This is a genomic window from Moorena sp. SIO4A1 (assembly GCF_010672065.1).
In the GTDB taxonomy this organism is placed as follows: domain Bacteria; phylum Cyanobacteriota; class Cyanobacteriia; order Cyanobacteriales; family Coleofasciculaceae; genus Moorena.
This window is the reverse complement of sequence record NZ_JAAHHX010000086.1, coordinates 1-22,353: the sequence shown is the minus strand read 5'-3', so window position 1 is coordinate 22,353 and position 22,353 is coordinate 1. Positions and strand designations below refer to the sequence as shown.

The 22,353-nt window shown below is 45.0% G+C and carries 18 protein-coding genes; 10 read left to right on the top strand and 8 right to left on the bottom strand.

What is annotated here, in order from left to right; translation table 11 throughout:
* Positions 1-510 precede the first annotated feature (510 nt).
* Entirely contained in the window at positions 511-681 is a 171-nt protein-coding gene (locus F6K53_RS31660; protein WP_293071394.1) for a hypothetical protein, read from the bottom strand.
* Between the two features lie 726 nt (positions 682-1,407).
* Here F6K53_RS31660 and ald point away from each other — a divergent pair.
* From ald to F6K53_RS31630, 6 genes are all read left to right on the top strand, one after another.
* A complete protein-coding gene (ald, locus tag F6K53_RS31655) occupies positions 1,408-2,499 on the top strand; it encodes an alanine dehydrogenase (protein WP_293020198.1) in 1,092 nt (363 codons plus the stop codon).
* Positions 2,500-2,553: 54 nt separating this feature from the next.
* A complete protein-coding gene (locus tag F6K53_RS31650; protein ID WP_293020196.1) occupies positions 2,554-2,763 on the top strand; it encodes a hypothetical protein in 210 nt (69 codons plus the stop codon).
* A gap of 129 nt (positions 2,764-2,892) precedes the next feature.
* On the top strand, positions 2,893-3,504 hold the full coding sequence (gene yqeK, locus F6K53_RS31645; RefSeq protein ID WP_293020286.1) for a bis(5'-nucleosyl)-tetraphosphatase (symmetrical) YqeK: 612 nt from the start codon (positions 2,893-2,895) through the stop codon (positions 3,502-3,504).
* Between the two features lie 168 nt (positions 3,505-3,672).
* Positions 3,673-4,080 carry a ribosome silencing factor gene (gene rsfS, locus F6K53_RS31640; protein WP_070392641.1) on the top strand — a complete coding sequence of 136 codons (408 nt, stop codon included), beginning with the start codon at positions 3,673-3,675 and terminating at the stop codon, positions 4,078-4,080.
* Positions 4,081-4,105: 25 nt separating this feature from the next.
* Positions 4,106-4,612, top strand: coding sequence for a CGLD27 family protein (locus tag F6K53_RS31635; RefSeq protein WP_293020192.1), 507 nt, complete (start codon positions 4,106-4,108; stop codon positions 4,610-4,612).
* Between the two features lie 45 nt (positions 4,613-4,657).
* Entirely contained in the window at positions 4,658-5,611 is a 954-nt protein-coding gene (locus tag F6K53_RS31630; protein WP_293043910.1) for an asparaginase, read from the top strand.
* Here the strand turns inward: F6K53_RS31630 and F6K53_RS31625 are convergent.
* Positions 5,601-5,789, bottom strand: a complete 189-nt coding sequence (locus tag F6K53_RS31625) for a hypothetical protein (protein ID WP_293071393.1) — start codon at positions 5,787-5,789, stop codon at positions 5,601-5,603. The two genes, F6K53_RS31630 and F6K53_RS31625, sit on opposite strands and share 11 nt — an antisense overlap.
* Positions 5,790-5,794: 5 nt before the next feature.
* Here F6K53_RS31625 and F6K53_RS31620 point away from each other — a divergent pair, with 5 nt between their 5' ends.
* Complete coding sequence (locus tag F6K53_RS31620) at positions 5,795-6,001, top strand: hypothetical protein (protein ID WP_293071392.1); 207 nt, start codon at positions 5,795-5,797, stop codon at positions 5,999-6,001.
* A gap of 388 nt (positions 6,002-6,389) precedes the next feature.
* Here F6K53_RS31620 and F6K53_RS31615 read toward each other — a convergent pair whose 3' ends face one another.
* The 4 genes from F6K53_RS31615 to F6K53_RS31600 all read right to left on the bottom strand — a co-directional run bounded on the left by F6K53_RS31615 (position 6,390) and on the right by F6K53_RS31600 (position 12,782).
* Positions 6,390-6,785 carry a hypothetical protein gene (locus tag F6K53_RS31615; protein WP_293071391.1) on the bottom strand — a complete coding sequence of 132 codons (396 nt, stop codon included), beginning with the start codon at positions 6,783-6,785 and terminating at the stop codon, positions 6,390-6,392.
* Positions 6,786-6,818: 33 nt separating this feature from the next.
* Positions 6,819-8,054, bottom strand: coding sequence for a transposase (locus F6K53_RS31610; RefSeq protein WP_293071390.1), 1,236 nt, complete (start codon positions 8,052-8,054; stop codon positions 6,819-6,821).
* Positions 8,055-8,171: 117 nt separating this feature from the next.
* Positions 8,172-12,419, bottom strand: coding sequence for a WD40 repeat domain-containing protein (locus F6K53_RS31605; RefSeq protein ID WP_293071389.1), 4,248 nt, complete (start codon positions 12,417-12,419; stop codon positions 8,172-8,174).
* A gap of 135 nt (positions 12,420-12,554) precedes the next feature.
* Positions 12,555-12,782 carry a hypothetical protein gene (locus tag F6K53_RS31600; RefSeq protein WP_293071388.1) on the bottom strand — a complete coding sequence of 76 codons (228 nt, stop codon included), beginning with the start codon at positions 12,780-12,782 and terminating at the stop codon, positions 12,555-12,557.
* Between the two features lie 859 nt (positions 12,783-13,641).
* Here F6K53_RS31600 and F6K53_RS31595 point away from each other — a divergent pair.
* Together F6K53_RS31595 and F6K53_RS31590 are read left to right on the top strand one after the other, a co-directional pair.
* Positions 13,642-14,460, top strand: coding sequence for a TlyA family RNA methyltransferase (locus tag F6K53_RS31595; protein WP_293020179.1), 819 nt, complete (start codon positions 13,642-13,644; stop codon positions 14,458-14,460).
* 424 nt (positions 14,461-14,884) lie between these two features.
* Positions 14,885-15,280, top strand: coding sequence for a hypothetical protein (locus F6K53_RS31590; protein ID WP_293071387.1), 396 nt, complete (start codon positions 14,885-14,887; stop codon positions 15,278-15,280).
* A gap of 186 nt (positions 15,281-15,466) precedes the next feature.
* Here F6K53_RS31590 and F6K53_RS31585 read toward each other — a convergent pair whose 3' ends face one another.
* Positions 15,467-16,426, bottom strand: a complete 960-nt coding sequence (locus F6K53_RS31585; protein ID WP_293020177.1) for a transposase — start codon at positions 16,424-16,426, stop codon at positions 15,467-15,469.
* A 262-nt stretch (positions 16,427-16,688) separates the two neighbouring features.
* Positions 16,689-20,234, bottom strand: coding sequence for an NB-ARC domain-containing protein (locus tag F6K53_RS31580; RefSeq protein ID WP_293071386.1), 3,546 nt, complete (start codon positions 20,232-20,234; stop codon positions 16,689-16,691).
* Positions 20,235-20,864: 630 nt separating this feature from the next.
* Here F6K53_RS31580 and F6K53_RS31575 point away from each other — a divergent pair.
* Positions 20,865-22,112: a transposase gene (locus tag F6K53_RS31575; RefSeq protein ID WP_293083423.1), complete on the top strand. Its 1,248-nt coding sequence runs from the start codon at positions 20,865-20,867 to the stop codon at positions 22,110-22,112.
* Positions 22,113-22,353: the final 241 nt, after the last annotated feature.

The window sequence follows — 22,353 nt, the reverse complement described above, 5'->3', positions numbered from 1 at the left end:
TTTTCGCGCCTCGTGTACTAGCATCGCTTTACGTCGTTATTAATTGAGGTAGTACCGACGAATCCTACCTGTGCTAGGCTACACACTTAATATATTATACACCTTTTTCTAATAAATTCTGGAAAAGCCGCCCTAAAAGGGCAAGGCTTGAGACCCATTATTTTGGTCAGAAGTGCCCAACTAGAGCACTAACTTAGTTGGAGGACTTCACTAGACCTCTTGCAAAAATAAATATGAAATCAAAATCTATCCCTTTTGCCTTTTGCCTTTTGCCTTTTGCCTTGTCAACACCCACGGTTGATGAGACTTATGCAAGAGGTCTACTGTTATTGAGAGAGATATATATAATTCTTCGACATCCCCAGAGCAACCGGGAAGTTCAAGATTAATTATGCCAAGCTTTGAGACCATCAGAGCGGCTATTCCTAAAAGCGCTTACAGGAGCAGGCCAGTAGCTTCAGCGACTCTCCTACTGACCGACTCTCCCACTGACCGACTCTGGGAGTAGTTTTACTGTAAGCCTAACCAGGTTAATAAGTCTTGACCAGTAAAGTATTCAATTGCCAAAGTCAAAATAAAACCAATCATGGCAGCTCTACCATTCAAGCGTTCTGCGTAATCATTAAACCCAAACTTAGGTGACTGGACTTGAGGGACTTTAGAGGGTTGGGGTTGCGTCATAGTTATAAAAGTTGCCAAGCTATAGTGGAGTTACGTGAAGTACCCTAGCCTGCTTCGCTGAGAATGCGTTCGCGTAGCGTGGCCTACGGCCATGGGATTGCTCGCATTCTCAACTCAATCAGGGACGGTCTTATTCGTCTTTCGGGTTTCCCGTTTCATCCGCCGATGCCTCAAACAGCAAGCTGCAATACGGTCTTACTCAGCGTCCACAGGCAGACATCCGCCTTCCGCAGACGTATAGTTTACTCGACAGACTCACCTTGGAATTACAGCACTATGGCTAACCAGCCGGGGCAAGTCTCTTCCCTGAGCTCTGCTAGTACTTTGTACACCTAATGGCCTAAAAACTGATAGGATATTAGACCATTTGTAAGGTAGCCTTTTAGTCAGTCAGGCGGGTCAGCAACCATCTTTATTCTAACATGAACCGTGATGATTTGTCATCAAAAGTTGTCGTCTCGCTATCCATCCTAGAGACGAAACCGATAGATAGGGTCGCCTTAATCAAAAAGTTTTAACCAAAGGTGCGCTTGACCCGTAATTAAATTCGCCACGGGTCGCACCTCTTTTATGCATAGCCGACTAACCATAAAGGCGACCCTATCCTTACGGTAACTTCAACACCCTGGAAGAGGGTGGGGAATTCCGCGAGTTTTGTTAACTTTACTAATTTTAACATTTAGATCATATTTAAATACAGCACCAGTACGCTAAAGAGGTAAAAGCATGGAAATAGGTGTTCCCAAAGAAACGAAAGATCAGGAATTTCGTGTGGGATTAACCCCCAGTAGTGTCAGGGTTTTACAAGAAGCGGGTCATACAGTTTTCATTGAAACTAATGCTGGCACTGGTGCTGGCTTTACCGATGAAGACTATCAGCGTCAGGGAGCCAAAATTGTCTTAGACGCGGCTGAGGCTTGGAATCGGGAACTAGTAGTCAAAGTCAAAGAACCCCTAGCGCCAGAGTATCCCTTGCTTCAAAAAGGACAGCTGTTGTTTACTTATCTACACTTAGCCGCTGACCGCCCTTTAACCGAGCAGTTGCTGCAATCGGGGGTGATTGCGATCGCATATGAAACAGTAGAACTCCCAGACCACACCCTACCGCTGCTAACCCCGATGAGCATTATTGCTGGTCGTCTTTCCGTACAATTTGGAGCCAGATTTCTGGAGCGTCAGCAGGGGGGAAGAGGGGTGCTGTTAGGCGGTATTCCCGGAGTTAAACCAGGTAAGGTGGTAATTCTTGGTGGCGGAGTTGTCGGTACAGAAGCCGCCAAAATCGCTGTGGGGATGGGAGCGAGAGTACAGATTTTTGATATTAATGTTCAACGGTTGAGTTATTTAGAAACTATCTTTGGCTCAAGAATTGAACTCCTCTACAGCAATTCAGCAGAAATTGAAGCGGCTGTTACTGATGCTGACCTGTTGATTGGGGCAGTGTTAGTCCCTGGTCGTCGTGCTCCCATTTTAGTCCCGCGCTCTCTGGTCAAACAAATGGTTACTGGCTCAGTGATTGTAGATGTTGCTGTGGATCAGGGAGGCTGTATTGAAACATTACGACCCACATCCCATACCAATCCCATTTATATCGAGGAGGGTGTCGTTCACTATGGGGTGCCTAATATGCCTGGAGCTGTTCCCTGTACATCAGCTGTGGCTCTAAACAATAGTACTTTCCCCTACGTACTCAGTCTGGCCAATCAGGGGTTGAGCACTCTGGAAAATAATCCCGCTCTAGCCAAGGGCGTTAATGTCCAGAATCACCAGTTGGTTCATCCAGCAGTCCGAGAAGTGTTTCCCGATTTAGCTGATGGCTAAGGTTTTCTTGCTATAGCAATCTTAAATGATTACTATAGCAATCCTAAATCAATTGTGAGAATTTTTCGTAAGCATTCAGCTATCAGCCGTCAGCTATCAGGCATTGCTGAGGGGCGGAATGAATATGAGTGGGGTGGGCATCCTGCCCGCCTGAAAATTGGAACGGGCAAGATGCTCATTCCACAACTCCCTACTCCCTACTCCCTACTCCCTACTCCCTACTCCCTACTCCCTACTCCCTTTCCTTTAACATTTTCTTGCTAAAGTCTTGAGAAAATGTTTTAATAGAAATATCGATTAGTGTCCGCTAGCTTAAAAAAAGTTGTTAAATTTTTATTAAAAAAAGAATTAGCGACTGTTACCAATTACATGTCTTAGGAGCTTTTTAAGGTGATGCGTGATCAGGTGTTAACCTGGTTAGCAGATAATGTGCCGTCTTCTCGGCTACAGCATATATTGCGAGTTGAACAAATGTCCGTTGAACTCGCTGAGCTTCATCATATCAATGCTCAGCAGGCAGCTCAAGCAGGGTTGTTGCACGACCTAGCCAAATGCTTTAAGCCTGAGCGCTTGTTGCAAATGGCTAGAGATAATGCCATAGAAGTCGATCCAGTCTGTGAAGCCGCGCCTCACTTATTGCATGCAGATGTCAGTGCTATTGTTGCCCAAGAGCAATTTGGAGTCAAAGATGAAGCAGTATTGCAAGCGATCGCTCTTCATACTTTAGGACGTGAGGGGATGACACCCCTCAGTTGTGTGGTGTTTATTGCTGATACGATTGAGCCAGGTCGTGGTGAGACACCGGATTTACAAACCTTACGAAATCTCTCTAAGCAAGACCTATACAAGACTGTTTGGTTAGCCTGTGACTACTCGTTAAAATTCCTGCTAGAGAGTCCTCGTCCCATTCACAAACGTATGATATTGACTCGAAACTGGGCGCAACAGATGTCCAGGAAGACAACAGCTAAAAGAGACTGTAAGACAGATTGTGTAAATGCCTAAAGTCCCATGTGCCTAGCTTTCAGGAACGTTTCGTCAATAGCAGTGTGAGTATCAAATGAAGAAGCAACGAAAAGAAATGAAAAGAATTGTACAGCAAGTGATTAACCACAAGAAAACTTAATTACTATTAGAACAGATTGTTTTGTAGAGCGAGGAATCAAACGCTTAATGAGAGATCAAAATAATAAGCCCTCCACCTTAGTAACCCCTGATACCGAACACCAGGATGCTAGCTATGGGTTAGCACTAACCGTTGCTCAAGCAGCAGATGACCGCAAGGGTGCAGATATTGTGATTCTGTCGGTGTCAGAGGTATCGTACATCACAGATTACTTTGTAATTGTGACCGGGTTTTCTAGGGTACAGGTCAGGGCAATCTCTCAGTCGATTGAACAGCAAGTAGAAGAGGCATGGAACCGTTTACCTGTGCGAACAGCAGGAAAAGCAGAGGGAATCTGGATACTTCAAGATTACGGTGACGTGATTGTCCATATCTTGCTGCCTGAAGAACGGAAGTTCTATAATCTCGAAGCATTCTGGGGCCACGCGGAGCAGATTGAGTTTCAGGCATCCTAATTGCAGCACTCACAAAAGAATAATCATGAAATCTCCTGTTTATGTATGTCCTGTTCCAGAAGAGCAGCAACCCATAAATGAATACCAAGAACTAAAAGAATCTTGGTTTTTTAACTGGGCAAGGCTGGAACTACCAAATTATGTGATCAAGCTGGCGTGGGTTTGGGGGTTGAGCTGGCTGATTTCAGGGCCGATAGCAGCCGTGAGTTTTCCACCCCAAAAAGCTATAATCAAGTTTCTGCTCTGTGGTGGAGCAGGAGCAAGTATCTTCTTGATTTTAACTTTGCTGCGGTTATACCTGGGTTGGTTCTATGTAGGCGATCGCTTGATCAGAGAAACCATAGTCTACGAGGAGTCAGGCTGGTATGACGGTCAAACCTGGACAAAAACTCCAGAAATTTTGGCTCGCGATCGCTTAATTGTTTCTTATGAACTCCAACCAATTTTGCGACGTTTACACTGGACGTTCGGATTTTTGATTATAGTCGTGATTGGTGGCAACATAATTTGGCATGTGTTATCAGCCACCTAGCTCGATTGCTCCAACTAAGCTATAGGGTAGCTTTAAGTCTAATCCATGACCAGGGGAAAACGTACTCAAACACGAGCCTTAGAAGTCCGTTTACTACGGGAAGGCATTATCGAATCAGTTCATTCAGCTCAAGCGGTTGTTTGTGATGACCGGGGACGGATGTTATATGTTGCGGGTAACCCAGAAACCTCAACATTTATTCGCTCTGCACTCAAACCTTTCCAAGCCTTAGCGGTAACTACCACAGGTACCCTTGAGCGTTACAATCTCACCGACCGAGACTTGGCTATTATGTGTAGTTCCCATCACGGCACGATGGAGCAGGTAAGGCAGGTCTTTAATATTCTTTGGCGCTGTGATGTTGACCCCTCAGCACTACAGTGTCCCATTCCCCCAGGTAAGGAAAGCTCACTCCAGCATTGCTGTTCTGGTAAACATGCTGGAATGTTGGCTGTTTGTCAACAAAGGCAGTGGCTAATCAAGAGCTATTTGGAGTATAATCATCCCGTGCAAATGTTAATCTTAAGCCAAGTAGCGGAGCTGCTACAGATGCCGGAGCAAGAGTTAATTCTGGCTCACGACGACTGTGGCGCTCCGACTTATTTTTTACAGCTACGGCAAATGGCATTATTGTACGCTCTGCTCTCTTCTGGTAATAATCTGGCCATGGAGCGTATTGTGCGCGCCATGATCAGTCATCCCCAGATGGTGTCCGGGGATGGGGGATTTGATACAGAACTGATGCGATTATCCGAAGGGGAACTGGTCAGTAAATCGGGAGCACAAGGGGTTCAATGTATCGGTCGCGTTGGGCAGAATATGGGTCTAGCCATTAAAGTCCTCGATGGCGCAAAATCTGCTAAGTATGCTGCAGCCATTGCCCTACTTAAGCAAATGGCTTGGATTACTCCTTCGGTGGCAGATACCTTGGAGTCGATGTTTATTAATCTCAGTAAATACAAACGTTTAGAAGTGGTTGGTGAGTTATCTATGCCTTGAGGGGTGAGCTTATAGCGGTTTTCAATTCGGTCAGGTACAAATTCTTGGGTTTTAGGGAGCAGGGAGCAGGGAGCAGGGAGCAGGTAAGAGGGAAGTCGGAAGTGGGAAGATAGTTATGAAAAACGCTGTATAGCTTTTGTATCTCGGTTGTCAATATGGGAATTGGCAAAAAAGGCAATAGGCATGCTAGCAATAGGGCCAATAGCTCCGAGCTTGTATTTTCCCGATTCCCGATTCCCGACTCCCGACTCCCGATTCCCGATTCCCTACTCCCTACTCCCCACACCCCGCTTGTATTTTCCCGACTCCCGACTCCCGATTCCCGATTCCCTACTCCCTACTCCCTACTCCCTACTCCCTACTCCCAGAGCACTGATAGAACTAATTTGAGAAATTTTCAATTTCCCCTTGCCACATTTGGAAATTAGGTGTTATACTTAAAAAGACGACGCGGGATAGAGCAGCCTGGTAGCTCGTCGGGCTCAACAATCAAGTTAGCTAGACGCTTAATAGCGAGCTTGAGCATGGGCGGCACGAAGATAAATCTCCGTGTGTTTACCTGTCAAATTCGGGGAAGCCTGTAGCGAGGTAATCCCGAGCCAAGCTCCGAAAAGGAGAAGGTGTAGAGACTGGTTAGGCAGGCACCCTAACGTTTAAGGCGAGGGTGAAGGGACAGTCCAGACCACAAACTGGAAGATCCAGGCAACGAAAGTTGTAGTTGGTACGCATAACCCGAAGGTCGGTGGTTCAAATCCGCCTCCCGCCACCAAATAGAATATCATGAAGCCCTGCAAGGTTTATTTTTGCGGGGTTTTGTGATTTTGGGGAATCGGGAAAAGAATGAATAGCAGTAGAGTGGGCATCCTGCCCGCCGGATCAATAACAGTAGAGTGGGCATCCTGCCCGCCCCAAAATAAGCATGAAACTGGCAAGATGCCAGTTCCACCAAGATGCCCATTCCACCAAGATGCCAGTTCCACCAAGATGCCCATTCCACCAAGATGCCAGTTCCACCAAGATGCCCATTCCACCAAGATGCCCATTCCACCAAGATGCCCGTTATCAATATTTTCGTGGAACAGGCTTCGACGCTGGGACGACGTAAATCTAAGCATGTCCATAGCGCATAAGCTGACGGCTGATAGCTGACCGCTGACCGCTGACTGCTGACCACTGACCGCTTACTATTACCTTGACACTCCCCGGTCTAAAGACGCGGGGATTCTTCGCTCAACGATTCGGCTTGCTGAACCTGGCCGGAACCAAGAACAGTAGAGGCCAAATCTCCCGAAGTGTTTGGATCGAGGATCCAGGTTCCGGTGTGCCCCACCGTACCCAAGGCTCTTTTCAGGATATTGATAGCGGCATTGTGGTCACGATCTAACTTACAACCACATTTGCAGACGTGAGTCCTAGTTGATAGTGACTTCTTGACTACTTCGCCACATTCAGAACAGTTTTGGCTTGTATAGGCAGGATTAACTGCTACGGTCGCCCGGCCAAACTTATTGCCAAAATGCTCCAACCATTTTCTGAATTGATACCAACCTGCATCATTAATAGACTTGGCAAGACAGTGATTTTTAACTAAGTTTTTGACTCTTAAATCTTCATAGGCGACCAAGTCGTTAGACCGGATTACACGGCGCGCAAGTCTCTTTGCGTGCTCTTCGCGTTGCCTACTTATTTTAAGATGTTGTCTACCTAATCTGTTAATGGCTTTCCTACGATTGGATGAGCCTTTCTTTTTCCGGGAAACCCGGCGCTGATAAAACTTTAGTCGCTTCTCTCCAGTTCTATAGAACCGGGGATTGGGTTCAGAGTTGCCGTCAGAGTCAGTGTAAAACTCCTTAAGCCCCACATCTAAGCCAATGGTATTTTTAGATGGTTCCAATTCCTCAACTACGTCAACTGAAACGCAGAATTGAATATAGTAGCCATCAGCTCTTTTGACTATCCGAACCCGCTTAATTTGTTTCTTGTCGAAGCGCCATAAATCCCAAGTGCCCTTGAGTTTGAGCTTCCCTATGCCTTTCTTGTCGCTGAAGGTGATTGACTTCTTATCAGGAGATAGTTTCCATCCCGACTGTTTGTACTCAACCGTTCGCGCAGCGTCGGCTACGCCGAATCTACAGTGCTTTTGAAAACGGGGAAACCCTTTCTTTCCAGGTACTTTTTTCTTACAGTTGTCATAGAAGCGGACAATCGATGACCATGCTCTTTCCGACGCAGCCTGACGGGCTGTAGAGTTTAACTCATTAGCAAAAGGGAATTGATGAGCCAGTACTTTACTGTACTTACTAAGGTCAAATTTATTCGTCCCTTTGTTATCCATCCACAAACGGATACAGCTGTTTCGGATAAATTTAACTGTCCGAATAGCCTCATCTATGGCTGAGTACTGAGACTTTTTCCCTTTGGCTTTAAACTCAAGAATGATCATCGGTTATCGACCTCTACCGCTTCTATTTTATTCTACCATACTTGGAGTAAAACTCCGGATTATTTCAGAAATATTTCTCACGGCGGCTAAAGACCGCTGCGACCCTTCATCCCCGCTCTAAAGAGACGGGGCTTTCGGGTATCGGGTTTCTTGTAAACTTTCTAACACCTCTGTTGTAAAAGGATTTTCACCATTCTTGAGAGCGTCAACCCAACCCTGTCGTTGTGCTTTCTCCTTCTCATTATCTGTCCAGGCGATAAACACCTCAAAGTCTTCAATCGCACCTTTAATATTACCTGTTAAGGCCCTAGCCAAACCCCGACTATCCTGTATATATCCTTCATCTGGTGCGAGTTCAACAGCTTTTTCACAGGCAAACATTACTTTATCAGCTTGGTTATACAGGCTACCATCCCAACAGAGTGCATTCCAAGAATTGGCAGAAATTTCTAAATTAGGATCTAGTTCTTGAGCTTTGTTGTAGCTTGATAATGCCTCATCAACTTTACCTTGAGCTGCTAATTCTTCCCCTTCACTAACAAAAAATTTTGCTGCAAGTTTTCTTGCTCTTGTCTGAGAGTCAAACTCTAAACTAGGGTCAAGTTCTAAGGCTTTTTCAAATTGAGTAATCGCCTCATTAATCTTACCATTCTCTGCTAATTCTTCCCCTTGTAAAAGTAAAACTGTTGCAGAAGCTTCCACCCCACAAAGATGGCGCTCCTTTTCACTAACATAAGGGTGATTTTTTAGGTAGTCATTCACCCCTTTACAAGCGTATTTAAGGAGTTCATCTCGGTTAAAGTTCCACAATTTCACGGTCTTGTCCAAACTAGCAGAAGCGAGATATTTACCATCTTGGCTGAAGGTGACATGATTGACATTACCCTGATGCCCCCTCAAGGTTCCAACCAATTGCCCCTCTTGCGTCCACAATTTCACGGTATTGTCACTACTAGCAGAAGCGAGATATTTACCATCTCGGCTGAAGGTGACATGAGTGAGAAAACCCTGATGGCCAGTTAAGGTCTCCACCAATTTGCCCTCTTGCGTCCATAATTTCACGGTGTTGTCCCAACTAGCAGAAGCGAGGTATTGACCATCCGGGCTGAAGGTAACATGATCGACCTCACCCTGATGCCCACTCAAGGTCTCCACCAATTTGCCCTGTGCTGTCCACAATTTCACGGTATTGTCATAACTAGCAGAAGCGAGGTATTTACCATCTCGACTGAAGGTGACATGAGTGACAAAATCCTGATGGCCAGTCAAGGTGTCGAGCAATTTGCCCTGTGCTGTCCACAATTTCACGGTCTTGTCATAACTTGTAGAAGCGAGGTATTGACCATCCGGGCTGAAGGTGACATGAGTGACAAAATCCTGATGGCCAGTCAAGGTGTCGAGCAATTTGCCCTGTGCTGTCCACAATTTCACGGTATTGTCCTCACTTGTAGAAGCGAGGTATTGACCATCCGGACTGAAGGTGACATGATTGACATTACCCTGATGGCCAGTGAAGGTGTGCAGCAATTTGCCCTGTGCTGTCCACAATTTCACGGTATTGTCCTCACTTGTAGAAGCGAGGTATTGACCATCCGGGCTGAAGGTGACATGATTGACAAAATTCTGATGGCCAGTCAAGGTGTCGAGCAATTTGCCCTGTGCTGTCCACAATTTCACGGTATTGTCCCCACTAGCAGAAGCGAGGTATTGACCATCCGGACTGAAGGTGACATGAGTGACAAAATTCTGATGGCCAGTCAAGGTGTCCACCAATTTCCCCTCTGCTGTCCACAATTTCACGGTATTGTCATAACTAGCAGAAGCGATGTATTGACCATCCGGACTGAAGGTGACATGATTGACCCAAGCCTGATGGCCAGTTAAGGTGTCCACCAATTTGCCCTGTGCTGTCCACAATTTCACGGTATTGTCCCCACTAGCAGAAGCGAGGTATTTCCCATCCGGGCTGAAGGTGACATGATTGACATTACCCTGATGGCCAGTTAAGGTCTCCACCAATTTGCCCTGTGCTGTCCACAATTTCACGGTCTTGTCATAACTTGTAGAAGCGAGGTATTTCCCATCCGGACTGAAGGTGACATGATTGACATTACCCTGATGGCCACTCAAGGTCTCCACTAATTTGCCCTGTGCTGTCCACAATTTCACGGTCTTGTCCCCACTAGCAGAAGCGAGGTATTGACCATCCGGACTGAAGGTGACATGCTTGACCCAAGCCTGATGGCCAGTTAAGGTGTCGAGCAATTTGCCCTGTGCTGTCCACAATTTCACGGTCTTGTCCCCACTAGCAGAAGCGAGGTATTGACCATCCGGACTGAAGGTGACATGATAGACCTCTCTGAGATGGCCAGTTAAGGTGTGCAGCAATGTGCCCTGTGCTGTCCACAATCTCACGGTATTGTCCCCACTAGCAGAAGCGAGGTATTTACCATCTCGACTGAAGGTGACATGAGTGACCGAACTTTGATGGCCAGTTAAGGTGTCGAGCAATTTGCCCTGTGCTGTCCACAATTTCACGGTATCGTCACTACTTGCAGAAGCGAGGTATTTCCCATCTGGGCTGAAGCTGACATGATTGACCTCACCCTGATGGCCACTCAAGGTGTCCACTAATTTCCCCTGTGCTGTCCACAATTTTACGGTACTGTCACTACTAGCAGAAGCGAGGTATTTCCCATCCGGGCTGAAGGTGACATGACGGACATCACTCTGATGGCCAGTCAAACGGTTAATCTCTCTTGGTTGAGAGAGAGCCTCTTGTAGCAAGTTTGCACCTGCTATCAAAATATCTGTCGTTGGTTTCTTTGCTTCCTGCAATTCTTGATTTACTTCAATTGCATCCAACTGAACATCTAAGGTTTCCTCTCCTGAGACTAAACGAGACTTTAACCCTGCAATGTCAGCTTTGAGATTTGCATTGTTTTCAGCGATAAGTGCCTCATCCCTTTGCCAAACAGCAACTACTGCTAGTCCAGAAATTGCTACAAATACTATTGTTACAAATCCTATAATGCTTTGAAACTGGCGTTTTTGGTATTTCTGACTCAAGCCAATAAACTCTTCTTCAGCTTCGGATAGTTCCTCCCGACGTTCTTTAAGTTTTTCCTGTGCCTGGACTAAAGCAGCTCCCCGCAATAACAGTCCCTTATCCCGGTTCATCTCCTGCCAGTGACCCATAGTAGCTCGGATTCTTTCTTGCCAAGCACGGAATTCTCGGTCTGTTTCCATCCATGCTTTCAGTTGCCCCCAGTTACGAATTAAAGCCTCATGAACTACCTCCACGGTTTCTTGTTCAGCATTTTTAGCACTGGTGACAACGGTGCGACTGGTAACCACTAACCGGGCATCTGCTAATCGTTTAACTAATTTCCAGTTGGTCTCCTTTAATTCTACTTTGGTGGCGACTCGTCTAGTATCTTCTGTACCTTCACCGGGACGTACTAATTGAATAAATATCCGCCTTACCCGTTCTTGTTCCTCTGGCTGAAGTTTACTAAATTCCCGATCAGCATAGCTGGTTAAAGCACCAGAAACTTCACCGATTTCTTCATAGGCTTGGTGGGTTAATTGTTTGCTGGTGCGTTTTTTCCAAAGTTCAGTTAGGGCAAATTCCAACAGAGGTAAATTCCCTGGTTCTTTATCCACATCTTTGAGAATGCGTTCCACCAGTCCGCTTTCAAAACTAACCCCTACTTTTTGGGCTGGCTTTTCAATTACGTCTCTGAGTTCCTCTGGATTCATGGAACGGATTTGAACATTCACCTTGCGCCAGACATCTGCTAAGGGAGGATAGGACAACACATTCCCTAAAAAATCTGCCCGCATGGTGGTTACTAACACCGTTGATGAAGAAGATTGTTCAGGGCAAGATTGAAATGTGTTGGAGAGGGTATCGAGAAATAGACGACGGGTTTTCTGATCCCTACACAGGGTGTAGAGTTCTTCAAATTGGTCAGCAATTAGTAAAATTCTATGGTTAGGATGATTCTGATGAATTGTGGCAAAGACATCGGATAATAGAACTGTACGATTTTGAAAATATCCCGCTAATTTACGAGCTTGAGCCATGCGGTCAGTTTCATCCAGGTTCGGCACGTAGAGAGGAACCAAGGCTTGAGCTAGAGCCAGAAAAGGGTCTTTTCCAGGACGAAAATGGGTAAATTGCCAATGTCCGGCTTTTACTAATTTCGGCACTAATCCCGCTAGAACTACAGAGGATTTTCCACTACCTGATGCCCCCAATACGGGAATAAAGTTACGAGTTTGAGTCGCTTGGAATAGTTCTTCTATAAAAACATCACGCCCAAAGAAATATTCCGCTTCCTTGGGACTAAAGTGAAACAACCCTTGATAAGGGCATGGTAGGTTGTCACTTGCTGTAGATTGATCTAAATCTTTGGGAGTAGTGCTGCTTTCCTTTTGGTAATGGTAATAATTGATAATTTGGATTTGTTTAACCTGCTCCCCAGGCGACTTCGGCTAATGTTCCGGAGGATTATTGTAGTTAATGGTTACTGTATGACCACTACCACCTTGAATCACAGGAGATTTATTATCCTTGTTGTTATTGACTTCACCACCAGATACCTTGTTGTAATTGACTTCACCACCAGATACTTGCCAATTTTCCCCTTCCACTTGGTTCAAATTATGGATTTCTCTTGCTAATGCTTGAATATCCTGAGCAAATTGATAATCTTCTGCCATCGCCTCTTGCAAATAGTCAGATACAACCTGTACATCAGCCTGTGAACCATCTTGAGCAGCTAGTAAAGCTAATTCAGCCCTGGGATTACTACTTAACTTATCAATAATATTATGGCGCAGTAGATTAACTTTTTATAGGGCTGCCTCAGTGAACTTTTCTACTGTAGTTTCCGCAGCTTTCGTACCGATAAAAGCAAGAGTGACAATAGCTAAAGCAGACATAGATTCCATATCTTACTGAGTGAAAAATAGGCGAGATTAACTAGGAATACAAGGAACAAATACAGAAAAATTATTTGTAATCCAGATTAACTCTGATAAAATAAATGAACATCCATGAATTGGCTTAGGTACGTTCGACTCAGTGATGGGACTGGGTGACTATAGCCTTTGGGCTACGCTACGCGATCGCATTTAGTACTCGATTCTAGTTTCTGCACCAGCGAAAGTCACACAACAACCCAAACCACAGTATCTCAGTGGTAGACTGCAAACAGATCACAAGTGCAGTCACTAGGGATAAGGCTGTTGGGAAGGGTGAATCTCATGTTTGCTGTTTGACCCGGTGGGTGGAATGGGCATCTTGCCCGTTACAATCGGACGGGCTATCCCAACACTGGCTACGAGGCGGACTATTCCAAAGGTGGCGGTGCGTTACGGGACGGGCTATCCCAACACTGGCTACGAGGCGGAAAATTAGGGCTCGCCCCTCCCTAACGCACCCTACGCACTAACTTCAACCTCCTAACCTTCAACCTCCTAACCTTCAACCTTACAACCTTCAACCTTCAAACCCTCTAACCTTCAACCTTCAACCTTCAACCTCCTAACCTCCTAACCTCCTAACCTTCCAATCCCATTGGTTAAACAACGACTCGACAAATTATTAGTAGACCGTAACCTGTGTGAATCACGACAGCGAGCTCAGGTGCTGATTCGTGCGGGTGAAGTCATGGTAGATGGACAAATATTAGATAAGCCAGGCACTGAAATTAAGACCACCGCTCAGATTCAGGTCAAAGAGAAACCCCCTTTTGTATCCAGAGGAGGGCAAAAACTTGCCAAAGCCTTGGAGGTATTTGGAATTTCAGTAAACGGACGCATTTGCCTAGATGGTGGCATTTCCACCGGTGGCTTTACCGACTGCTTGCTAAAAGCTGGAGCAAAACAGGTTTATGGTGTTGATGTGGGATATGGACAAGTAGCCTGGAGTCTGCGCAATGACCAGCGGGTGGTGTTGAAAGAACGTACTAACTTACGCTATCTTCAGCCAGCCGACTTGTACGGTGTTTCACCAGTCCCGAATCAGGGTCAAGTCTATGCTGATTTAGGGGTAGTGGATGTCTCCTTTATTTCCTTAACCAAAATTCTTCCTGCTCTGTGGCAACTGCTATCCCCTCCCCGTGAGGTAGTGTTCCTAGTCAAGCCTCAGTTTGAAGTTGGTCGTGACCGTGTCGGGAAAAAGGGAGTAGTCAGGGACCCCAATCACCGTGCGGATGCGATCGCAAACGTTCTAGAATCCGCCAAACAGCTGGGTTGGCAGTACAAAGGATTAATCTCCTCTCCCATTACTGGCCCCGCCGGAAATATCGAGTACTTACTTTGGCTAGCCATGGATAGTGTATTACCCTATCCCAATTTAGCAGCAATTAGAGAGATTACCAGCAATAGGGAATAGGGAATAGGGAATAGGGAATAGGGAATAGGGAATAGGGAATAGGGAATAGGGAGTAGGGAGTAGGGAGTAGGGAGTAGGGATTTACTACTCCTTAATCGTTGCTATCAGTTCCCTAAAAACCAGGAATAAATTACCTCAAACAATTGATATTATTGTAAGCTATTTATGATAGCTGATAGCTGACTGATGACTGCTGATTGTTTACATATTATTTATAGATAAAACCCCAAACTAAACATTTTTTTGTAATTGTAAAAAAATATTGCAATTTTAAAATTTTCCTTGACATTTCCCGAGATATTAGTAATAATAAAGATGTCCAATATTTCCCTAGCATTTGTGGACAAAGAGCCGCGCTTCCCAGTTGCACGCTAAAGCGCGGCTCTAGTCCCCAGTCACAAGCTATGTGTGAGGTAACTATATCATGCCAACAAATCGCTCAAATGACCATCTGATTAAGTGTCAGCGAGCCCTAGACCGCCTTGCCCAACTTGCCAGGAGCCAATCCACACGCCCACATTCCTATCCTCGTCCCATCACTGAGCGAGAGCGAATCCTGATCGATCTATACAGCTACTGCCCATTGTCCATGACCCCCCAAGAGTTTTATGGCAAATGGCAAGTTAACCAAGAAGACATCGGTAACATCTGCTACCGCTCAACTTACGCTGTAAACTCCTGGCTCGCCCAAGGTGCTCGCTATAAATCTCCCAGTGTCGATTCCTTACATCATCTCGCGTTAATGGACTTTCTATTAGAAAATTTTGAAGCAATTCCAAAGGATTTATTGAATCGACTCTGCTCAAAGGTTAAAGTTTAAAGAATGAAGAATGTAGAATTGAGAAGGCAGAATGGTGAAGGAAGAATTATAAATTTGTAATTATAAATTTCCAATTCTAAATTATTAATTCTTCATTCTAAATTCACCATTCCAAGAATTTATCAAATTTTAAGTATCCTGAGGTGCGACCCGTGGCGAATTTAATTCTTAATGGGTCAAGCGCACCTAAGAACTTTGCTCACCAGAAGCTAGCTGCTGATTAACCACAACCATAAACTCCTCTACAGAAGCAATGGTAATTGCCTGTCTGTGCAACATTGTCAACATCGAGTCATCTTTAATTTGGTTGATTGTTTCCACCAACTCCCTAGGCACATCTTCAAAACGAACCCGAAGTACTTCCAGCAAAGATTCTCGACCCTTTTGTATAACCCCCTCTTGACGAGCAAGGCGTTCAAAACTAGTAACGTAACGCATACTACTCTCCTGTTCATAACGTCTAATTTCTTCTGTAAAGCCGGTTTGCCAGTTATCCGGTAAACTAATTAGCCAATCAATTAACCGGAATAACTCTAGGATATCTTGCCTGCCATAGCCCCGTTGATACAAACGTTTAGCAACTCGTAATTTAATCTGATATCGTTGCTCAACATCTTGTTTAGTTTGCTGATTGGCCAGATGAGCTGCCACAATTACAGCAAACGGATTGTTACTTTCTTCCAACACCTGGGACGAATAATCCAGCAGTTTCACAATCGGGAAGCGCAACAACACCTCACACCCCCAAATAGTGTAACTGTATTCATTCGGTCGCCAGGATCTGCTTTCATCAGCTAAAACAGCTAAACTGACTACTTGACGCCGATATTTGTCAAAAATGCGGTAATTGTACACATAAATCCTCTCAGCAAACACGGATTCGTATTGACTTTGGACTTCCACATGAATTAATACCCAGGTTTCCTGGCCATCCCTGCGCCAAACCTTAACTAATTTGTCTGCTTCCCTAGTGCTAATTTCCCCATCCCGAGCTATCTGTTGGAATTCCTTGTCCAGAAATTCATAGCCTTTGTCCCAGTCAATATTTTCCTCAATTTCGGGGAATAAAAATGCCATAAAGGGTTGGAAATATAAGGAAATTGCCTCTTTCCATGGATTATCGTAGTCTGCACGTTGATTGGTCATTATTCATGGAATAAATTAAGAATTAAGAATTAAGAATTAAGAATTAAGAATTAAGAATGAATAATGAAGCCTGAAGCCTGAAGCCTGAAGCCTGAAGCCTGAAAAAAAATCCAAGTCTCAAGTCTCAAGTCTCAAGTCTCAAGTCTCAAGTCTCAAGTCTCAATTCTCAATTCTCAATTCTCAAGTCTCAAGTCTCAAGTCTCAAGTCTCAAGTCTCAATTCTCAATTCTACATTCTAAATTCTAACTTCTAACTTCTAACTTCATCCCATCGCCCCCAACGTTTTCAGAGTTGCTTTCTGTGCTTCAGTTAACCCTCTAACTCCAGTAATATTCATAGCTTCATAGAGTCTAGGAGTTCTCAGAATTTTCAAACACTCCCCTGTTTCTACATCCTTTAGTCTTACGGTTTGGTCTTGAGACCCACTGGCCATAATTTGACCATCTACACTGAAGGCGACTGAAGAGACCAGATGGCTATGTCCGGTGCAAATGTCAAGGCACTCCCCTGTGGAAACATCCCAAAGTCTGACCGTTTTGTCAGCACTGCCACTGCTTAGGGTTTTCCCATCGGGACTGAAAGCAACTGACAATACCCAATTGGTATGTCCCATCAAGGTTTTGCAGCACTTACTCTCACCAATATCCCACAGCTTCACCGTGTGGTCTGTACTACCACTAGCCAAGAGCTGACCATTGGGACTAAAGGCGACCGAGTGGACTCGATTACTATGTCCGCGCAAAATTCCTACACAGCTTCCGGTCTCACAATCCCATAGCCTCACCGTGTGGTCGGCACTGCCACTGGCTAAGGTTTTCCCGTCATTACTGAATGCTACTGAACATAGTCTATCGGTATGTTCTTGAAACGTTCTGATGCAGTGACCTGTGCTGACATCCCACAGCTTGACCGTGTGGTCGGCACTGCCACTGGCTAAGGTTTTCCCGTCACTACTGAATGCCACTGAAAATACCCAATCAGTATGGCCATGCAGTGTTCTCATGCAGCGACCTGTGCTGACATCCCACAGCCTGATCGTATTGTCTGTACTGCCACTGGCTAAGGTTTTCCTGTCACTACTGAATGCCACTGAATAGACAAAGTCAGTATGTCCGGGCAAAGTTCTGATGCAGCTACCAGTATCATAATCCCATACTCTCACCGTGTAGTCGTTACTGCCACTAGCCAGGGTGTGACCGTCACTACTAAACGCGATGGGCATTGCCCAATCCGTATGTCCATACCAAGTTTTCAAGCATTGACCGGTTTGATAATCCCACAGCTTCACCTTTTGGTCTAAACTCACACAAACCAAGGTTTTTCCATAAGGACTAAAGGCCACTGAAAATACCTGATTGCTGTGTCCATGCAAGGTTTTCAAACATTCATTGGTGCTAGTATCCCAGAGCCTAACGATGTGGTCGCCACCGCCACTAGCCAGGGTTTTGCCATCTGGACTAAAGGCCACTGAGTAGACACCACTACTATGTCCTGTGTAAGTTCTTAAGCAGCGACCTGTGCTTACCTCCCAAAACTTCACCGTGTGGTCGGCACTGCCACTGGCTAAGGTTTTCCCGTCACTGCTGAATGCCACTGACCCAACGCAATCCCTATGTCCAGTGCCAGTGTTCAGGCATTCACCAGTGCCACTATCCCAGAATCTCACCGTGTGGTCATCACTGCTACTGGCTATAGTCTTACCATCTGGACTAAAGGCAACGGATCTAACCCAACTGCTATGTCCGGTGCAAGTTTTGAGACATTCTGCAGTTTTGATATCCCAGACTTTCAAGGTGTGGTCGCCACTGCTAGTAACTAGGGTCTTACCATCTGGACTAAAAGCGACTGAACATACCTCATTACTATGTCCGGTACAAGTGTTTAAGCACTTACCATCACTGACATCCCAAAACTTAACGGTGTGATCCGCACTGCAACTAGCTAAAATTTTACCATCATGGCTGAAAGCAAGGTCCCGTACCAAATTGGTGTGACCTTCACACATCAAAACTAGTTTACCGCTTGGTACTTGCCAAAGGCGAACCTTCCAATCTGTATCACAGGTTGCTAATACTTTACCATCTGGACTGAATGCTGCTGATAAAATATTTCCTAAGGTTTCCGTAAATAATGAGCTGGTTAAGTCAGCATGGGCGAAATTGACATTGTGTAATTTAATCCCCTGTAGGTTAGCTTGCCAAACTGTTAGATTAGAAAAGTCATAGCTGCTTAAATCCACCTGTAATTGGCGCAGTATATTAATTATATTGCCGCAGATATATGCAGTATATTGAGTTATTTGTTTAACCGTGGAAGTTGGGGAGCGCACCATTGAGATAATTTCTAGCAAGTGATTGGTGAGCTGTTCTGTGCAACCAAAACTGGCGAGTAATCTCTCAATAATCGGTTCGAGAATTAGACACACTTGAGTATCCCAAACATACTCAGGGGCAGTGGCTTTGACTAATGCGTGAGTGCGCAACAGAGCAAAATTTTGACTAGTAATTTCCTCAGGAATCTGCTCAATTAATCGATTAACCATGTATTCCATCACTACAGGTTGTTGGGTAAACCCAGCCGAGGTTTTCTCAATTAATGAGCGCCGTTGTAGAGACCCTAAAGACTGTAAAATGTCAGGAGCGCATCGGTGGCAGACAACGTCCTGTTCCAACTCCTTAAAAAAAACCGGTTCGCGATTAATAGCTAGCCAGTACATCAGGTCTTGTTGTGTAGCACTCAGGCGCTGAAACTGCCGGTCTAGCAAATCCCGAATATCATCAAAAATGAATGAGCCTTGCTTTAAAAAATTCAGGAACTGAGCAATATTGCCATAAAAAAAGTCTCTGACCACACAAGCCACCATTTTTAAGGCTAAAGGATTGCCAGCATAGTGCTCAATCACGGTCAGCCACTGGGTGTCATCCCCAGCAAAATTTCCTTTTTCCTTCAGGATTTCCTGTCCATCGGTGTCTGATAACCCTTTGAGTGGGAAGCAGCGAATGGGTAAGTTTTCCCCCTCCAGGATAATCAAGTCCTGGGGTGGCTCCCGAGACGTCAGTAATAGACAGCTGTGGTGGGCGGTTTCACCAATACTTCTGAGCAGCTCACCGTATTCAGCATATCCTTCTCGATAAATACCGGTGCGATCGCCACTTTGCAGAATCGACTCAACATTATCTAGAACTAGCAAGCAACGCCCCCGTTGTAAATACTGAATCAATCGCAGAATTTTGCCATCCACAGAGGAGGGTAAATTGGTTTCCTGCTGTCGAGACAGAAATTGAATCAGGTCTGCCAGCAGTTCTTCTAGGGGAGGGGCATTGCGTAGAGTGCGCCAAATCACAAACTCAAATTTATCTTCCAGAAGATGGGCTAAGGTCACAGCCACAGAGGTTTTACCAATTCCCCCCATCCCTAGAAGTGTCACCAGGCGGCAGTTGTCCTGAAGAATCCATTGCTGTAGGGTGTTGAGTTCTTCAGTACGACCGTAGAAATCTCTTAGCTTTGGTGCTTGTCCCCAATCAACACGTCTAATTTGAGCTAGATTGGGACTCTTGCCGTTATTGATTTGATCTCGCTTAATCTGATCTGGCTCAACAACCTTTTCCCAATCAACCCCTACAGCACTACAAATAGCAATGAAGTTGTCACAGCGAATCGGTTGTCTGGCCCAAAATCGGTTTAAGGTTGCCCTAGAGGTGAAGGCACTGCTACACCAAACTTCTGCGGTTTTGTTCCATCTTTTCAGGCGTCTAGCCTGGTCAACCCATTTGAGTCCTAATTCAGAAGCTCGCACTGAATTCTTCATAGCCCAATCTGCTTCTGCTCACTATCCACGCCAATTGTTATGCCAAAATCTGAGAGTACCATGAAGTCAATCTGAGACAATTGACATAATAACCTTAAACAAGGGCACAGGTAACTTCGGATCTTAGAACAGCAAGGGTTTGAGGAATTTTAAGTTTTTTGAACACAGTTAATATAATTTAATAGCAGTTCTCAAATCGGTGAGGGACTTTCGTCCTAGGGAGTAGGGAGTAGGGAGTAGGGAGTAGGGAGTAGGGAAGTCAGCAATCCGGCAAAAGGAGCCCCACATCTCAATACGTAGTATGAGTGCTTAAAGTTACCGTAAGATAGTGGAGCTTTTATGATTAGTCGGTTATGCGCAAAAGGGTTAAATCTTTTGTAATAAAGCTCCACTATCTAAGGTTTCGTCTCCAGGGAGGAATTTTGCACAGAGCCTTTCGGAGTGGGGAGGCGAGCTATAAAGCTTCTGAGTAATTCGGAGTAAGTCATCCCCCTCCTGTCAGCCTCTTCTTGTAACTGCTTTTTCTCGAATTCGGTAACTCTAACTACAAGCTTTTGAGTTTTCATATTGGGTTGACACCTGTCGCTACAATTGTTAGACTAATAATAGGTCGAAAAACAGGAGAAGTCAATGATAACGGCATACCAATATCGGTTGAGGTTAACCAAGTCACAAGAATTAGAAATAGAGAGGTGGTTAGATATGTTGCGCCACCAGTACAACTATTTACTTGCTGATAGATTCAATTGGTATGAACAAAACCGCTGCTCTATTAACTCCTGTCCTTTGACCTGTTACTTACCAGAGCTAAGAAATAATCCTGATTACTTTTCCCAAAAAAAGACTCTCCCTCAGCTAAAGAATGACAGACATTGGTACAAAGCTATTCATGCTAATGTATTGCAAGATTGCGTCAAGAGGGTAGACCTAGCTTTTAAAAGGTACTTAAAAGGTGACTCTAACGGAAAGAGGAGTGGGAGACCCAGGTTCAAGAGTAGAAACAGCTACAAATCTTTGACTTTTTCTGCTTTCTCTAAAAACCCTATTCAGGGAAATAAATTGAATCTGCCAAAGTTCGGATGGGTTAAAATGGTCTACCACAGGCCAGTTCCGGATGGATTCAAGATCAAGACTGCTACGGTTACTCGAAAGGCTGACGGTTATTATGTAACTTTGTCTTTACAGGATGATACTGTCCCTGAAGTGCTCCCAATAGAGCAAGTATCAAATCCTGTTGGCATAGACATGGGTCTCAAGGCTTTCTTAGTTAAGTCTGATGGTTCAGAGGTACCAATTCCTAAGTACTACCGGAAGGCTCAAAAACGACTAAAAAAAATTCAAAAAGTTGTCAGTAGATCAAAGAAAGGTAGTAGCAACAGAAAGAAAGCTGTAGGTAAACTGGGAAAAGCTCATAAGAAGGTTGCTGACACTCGAAAAGATTTTCATTTTAAGACCGCTAAAAGTTTACTAGATAACCATGACTTGGTTGCTCATGAGAAGCTAAACATCAAAGGTTTGGCTAGGACTAAACTAGCTAAATCCGTACTAGACGCTGGATGGGGTCAATTTCTGTCTATATTATCAAGCAAAGCCGTTCGCGTAGCGTGGCCTACGGCCATAAATGCTGGTTTGGTCACAGTTGCAGTAAACCCCCGAAATACCAGCCAAAATTGTTCCAATTGTGGAACAAAAGTTCCCAAGAAATTAAAAGACCGCATCCATTCCTGTCATTCCTGTGGTTACACCGAGGATCGTGATGTAAATGCGGCAAAAAATGTTTTGAAGTTGGCGGTGGGGCATCCCGTCGGAAATAAAGCTTACCGAGTATCCGTTCGCGCAGCGGAGGCGAAAGCCGATACCAGTAGGTGGAGTTGGTAAGAAGCCCACACTGTAATCTACGATTCAGTGTGGGAGTATGTCACAAGAGGAATCCCTTAATCAAGAGGGTACGGAATTGGTAAAAAATCTTGTTTACCTCATTATATCATGTTCGGATAAGGGCGACCGATGAAAGACGCTCAAGGAAGTGGAGATTCCGAAATCTCCCAATGTAGCTAGGGTTCAAGCTACGTCCCCACCCGAAGGAGCACTTCGAGATGGATATGGCGGTTTCGACTAC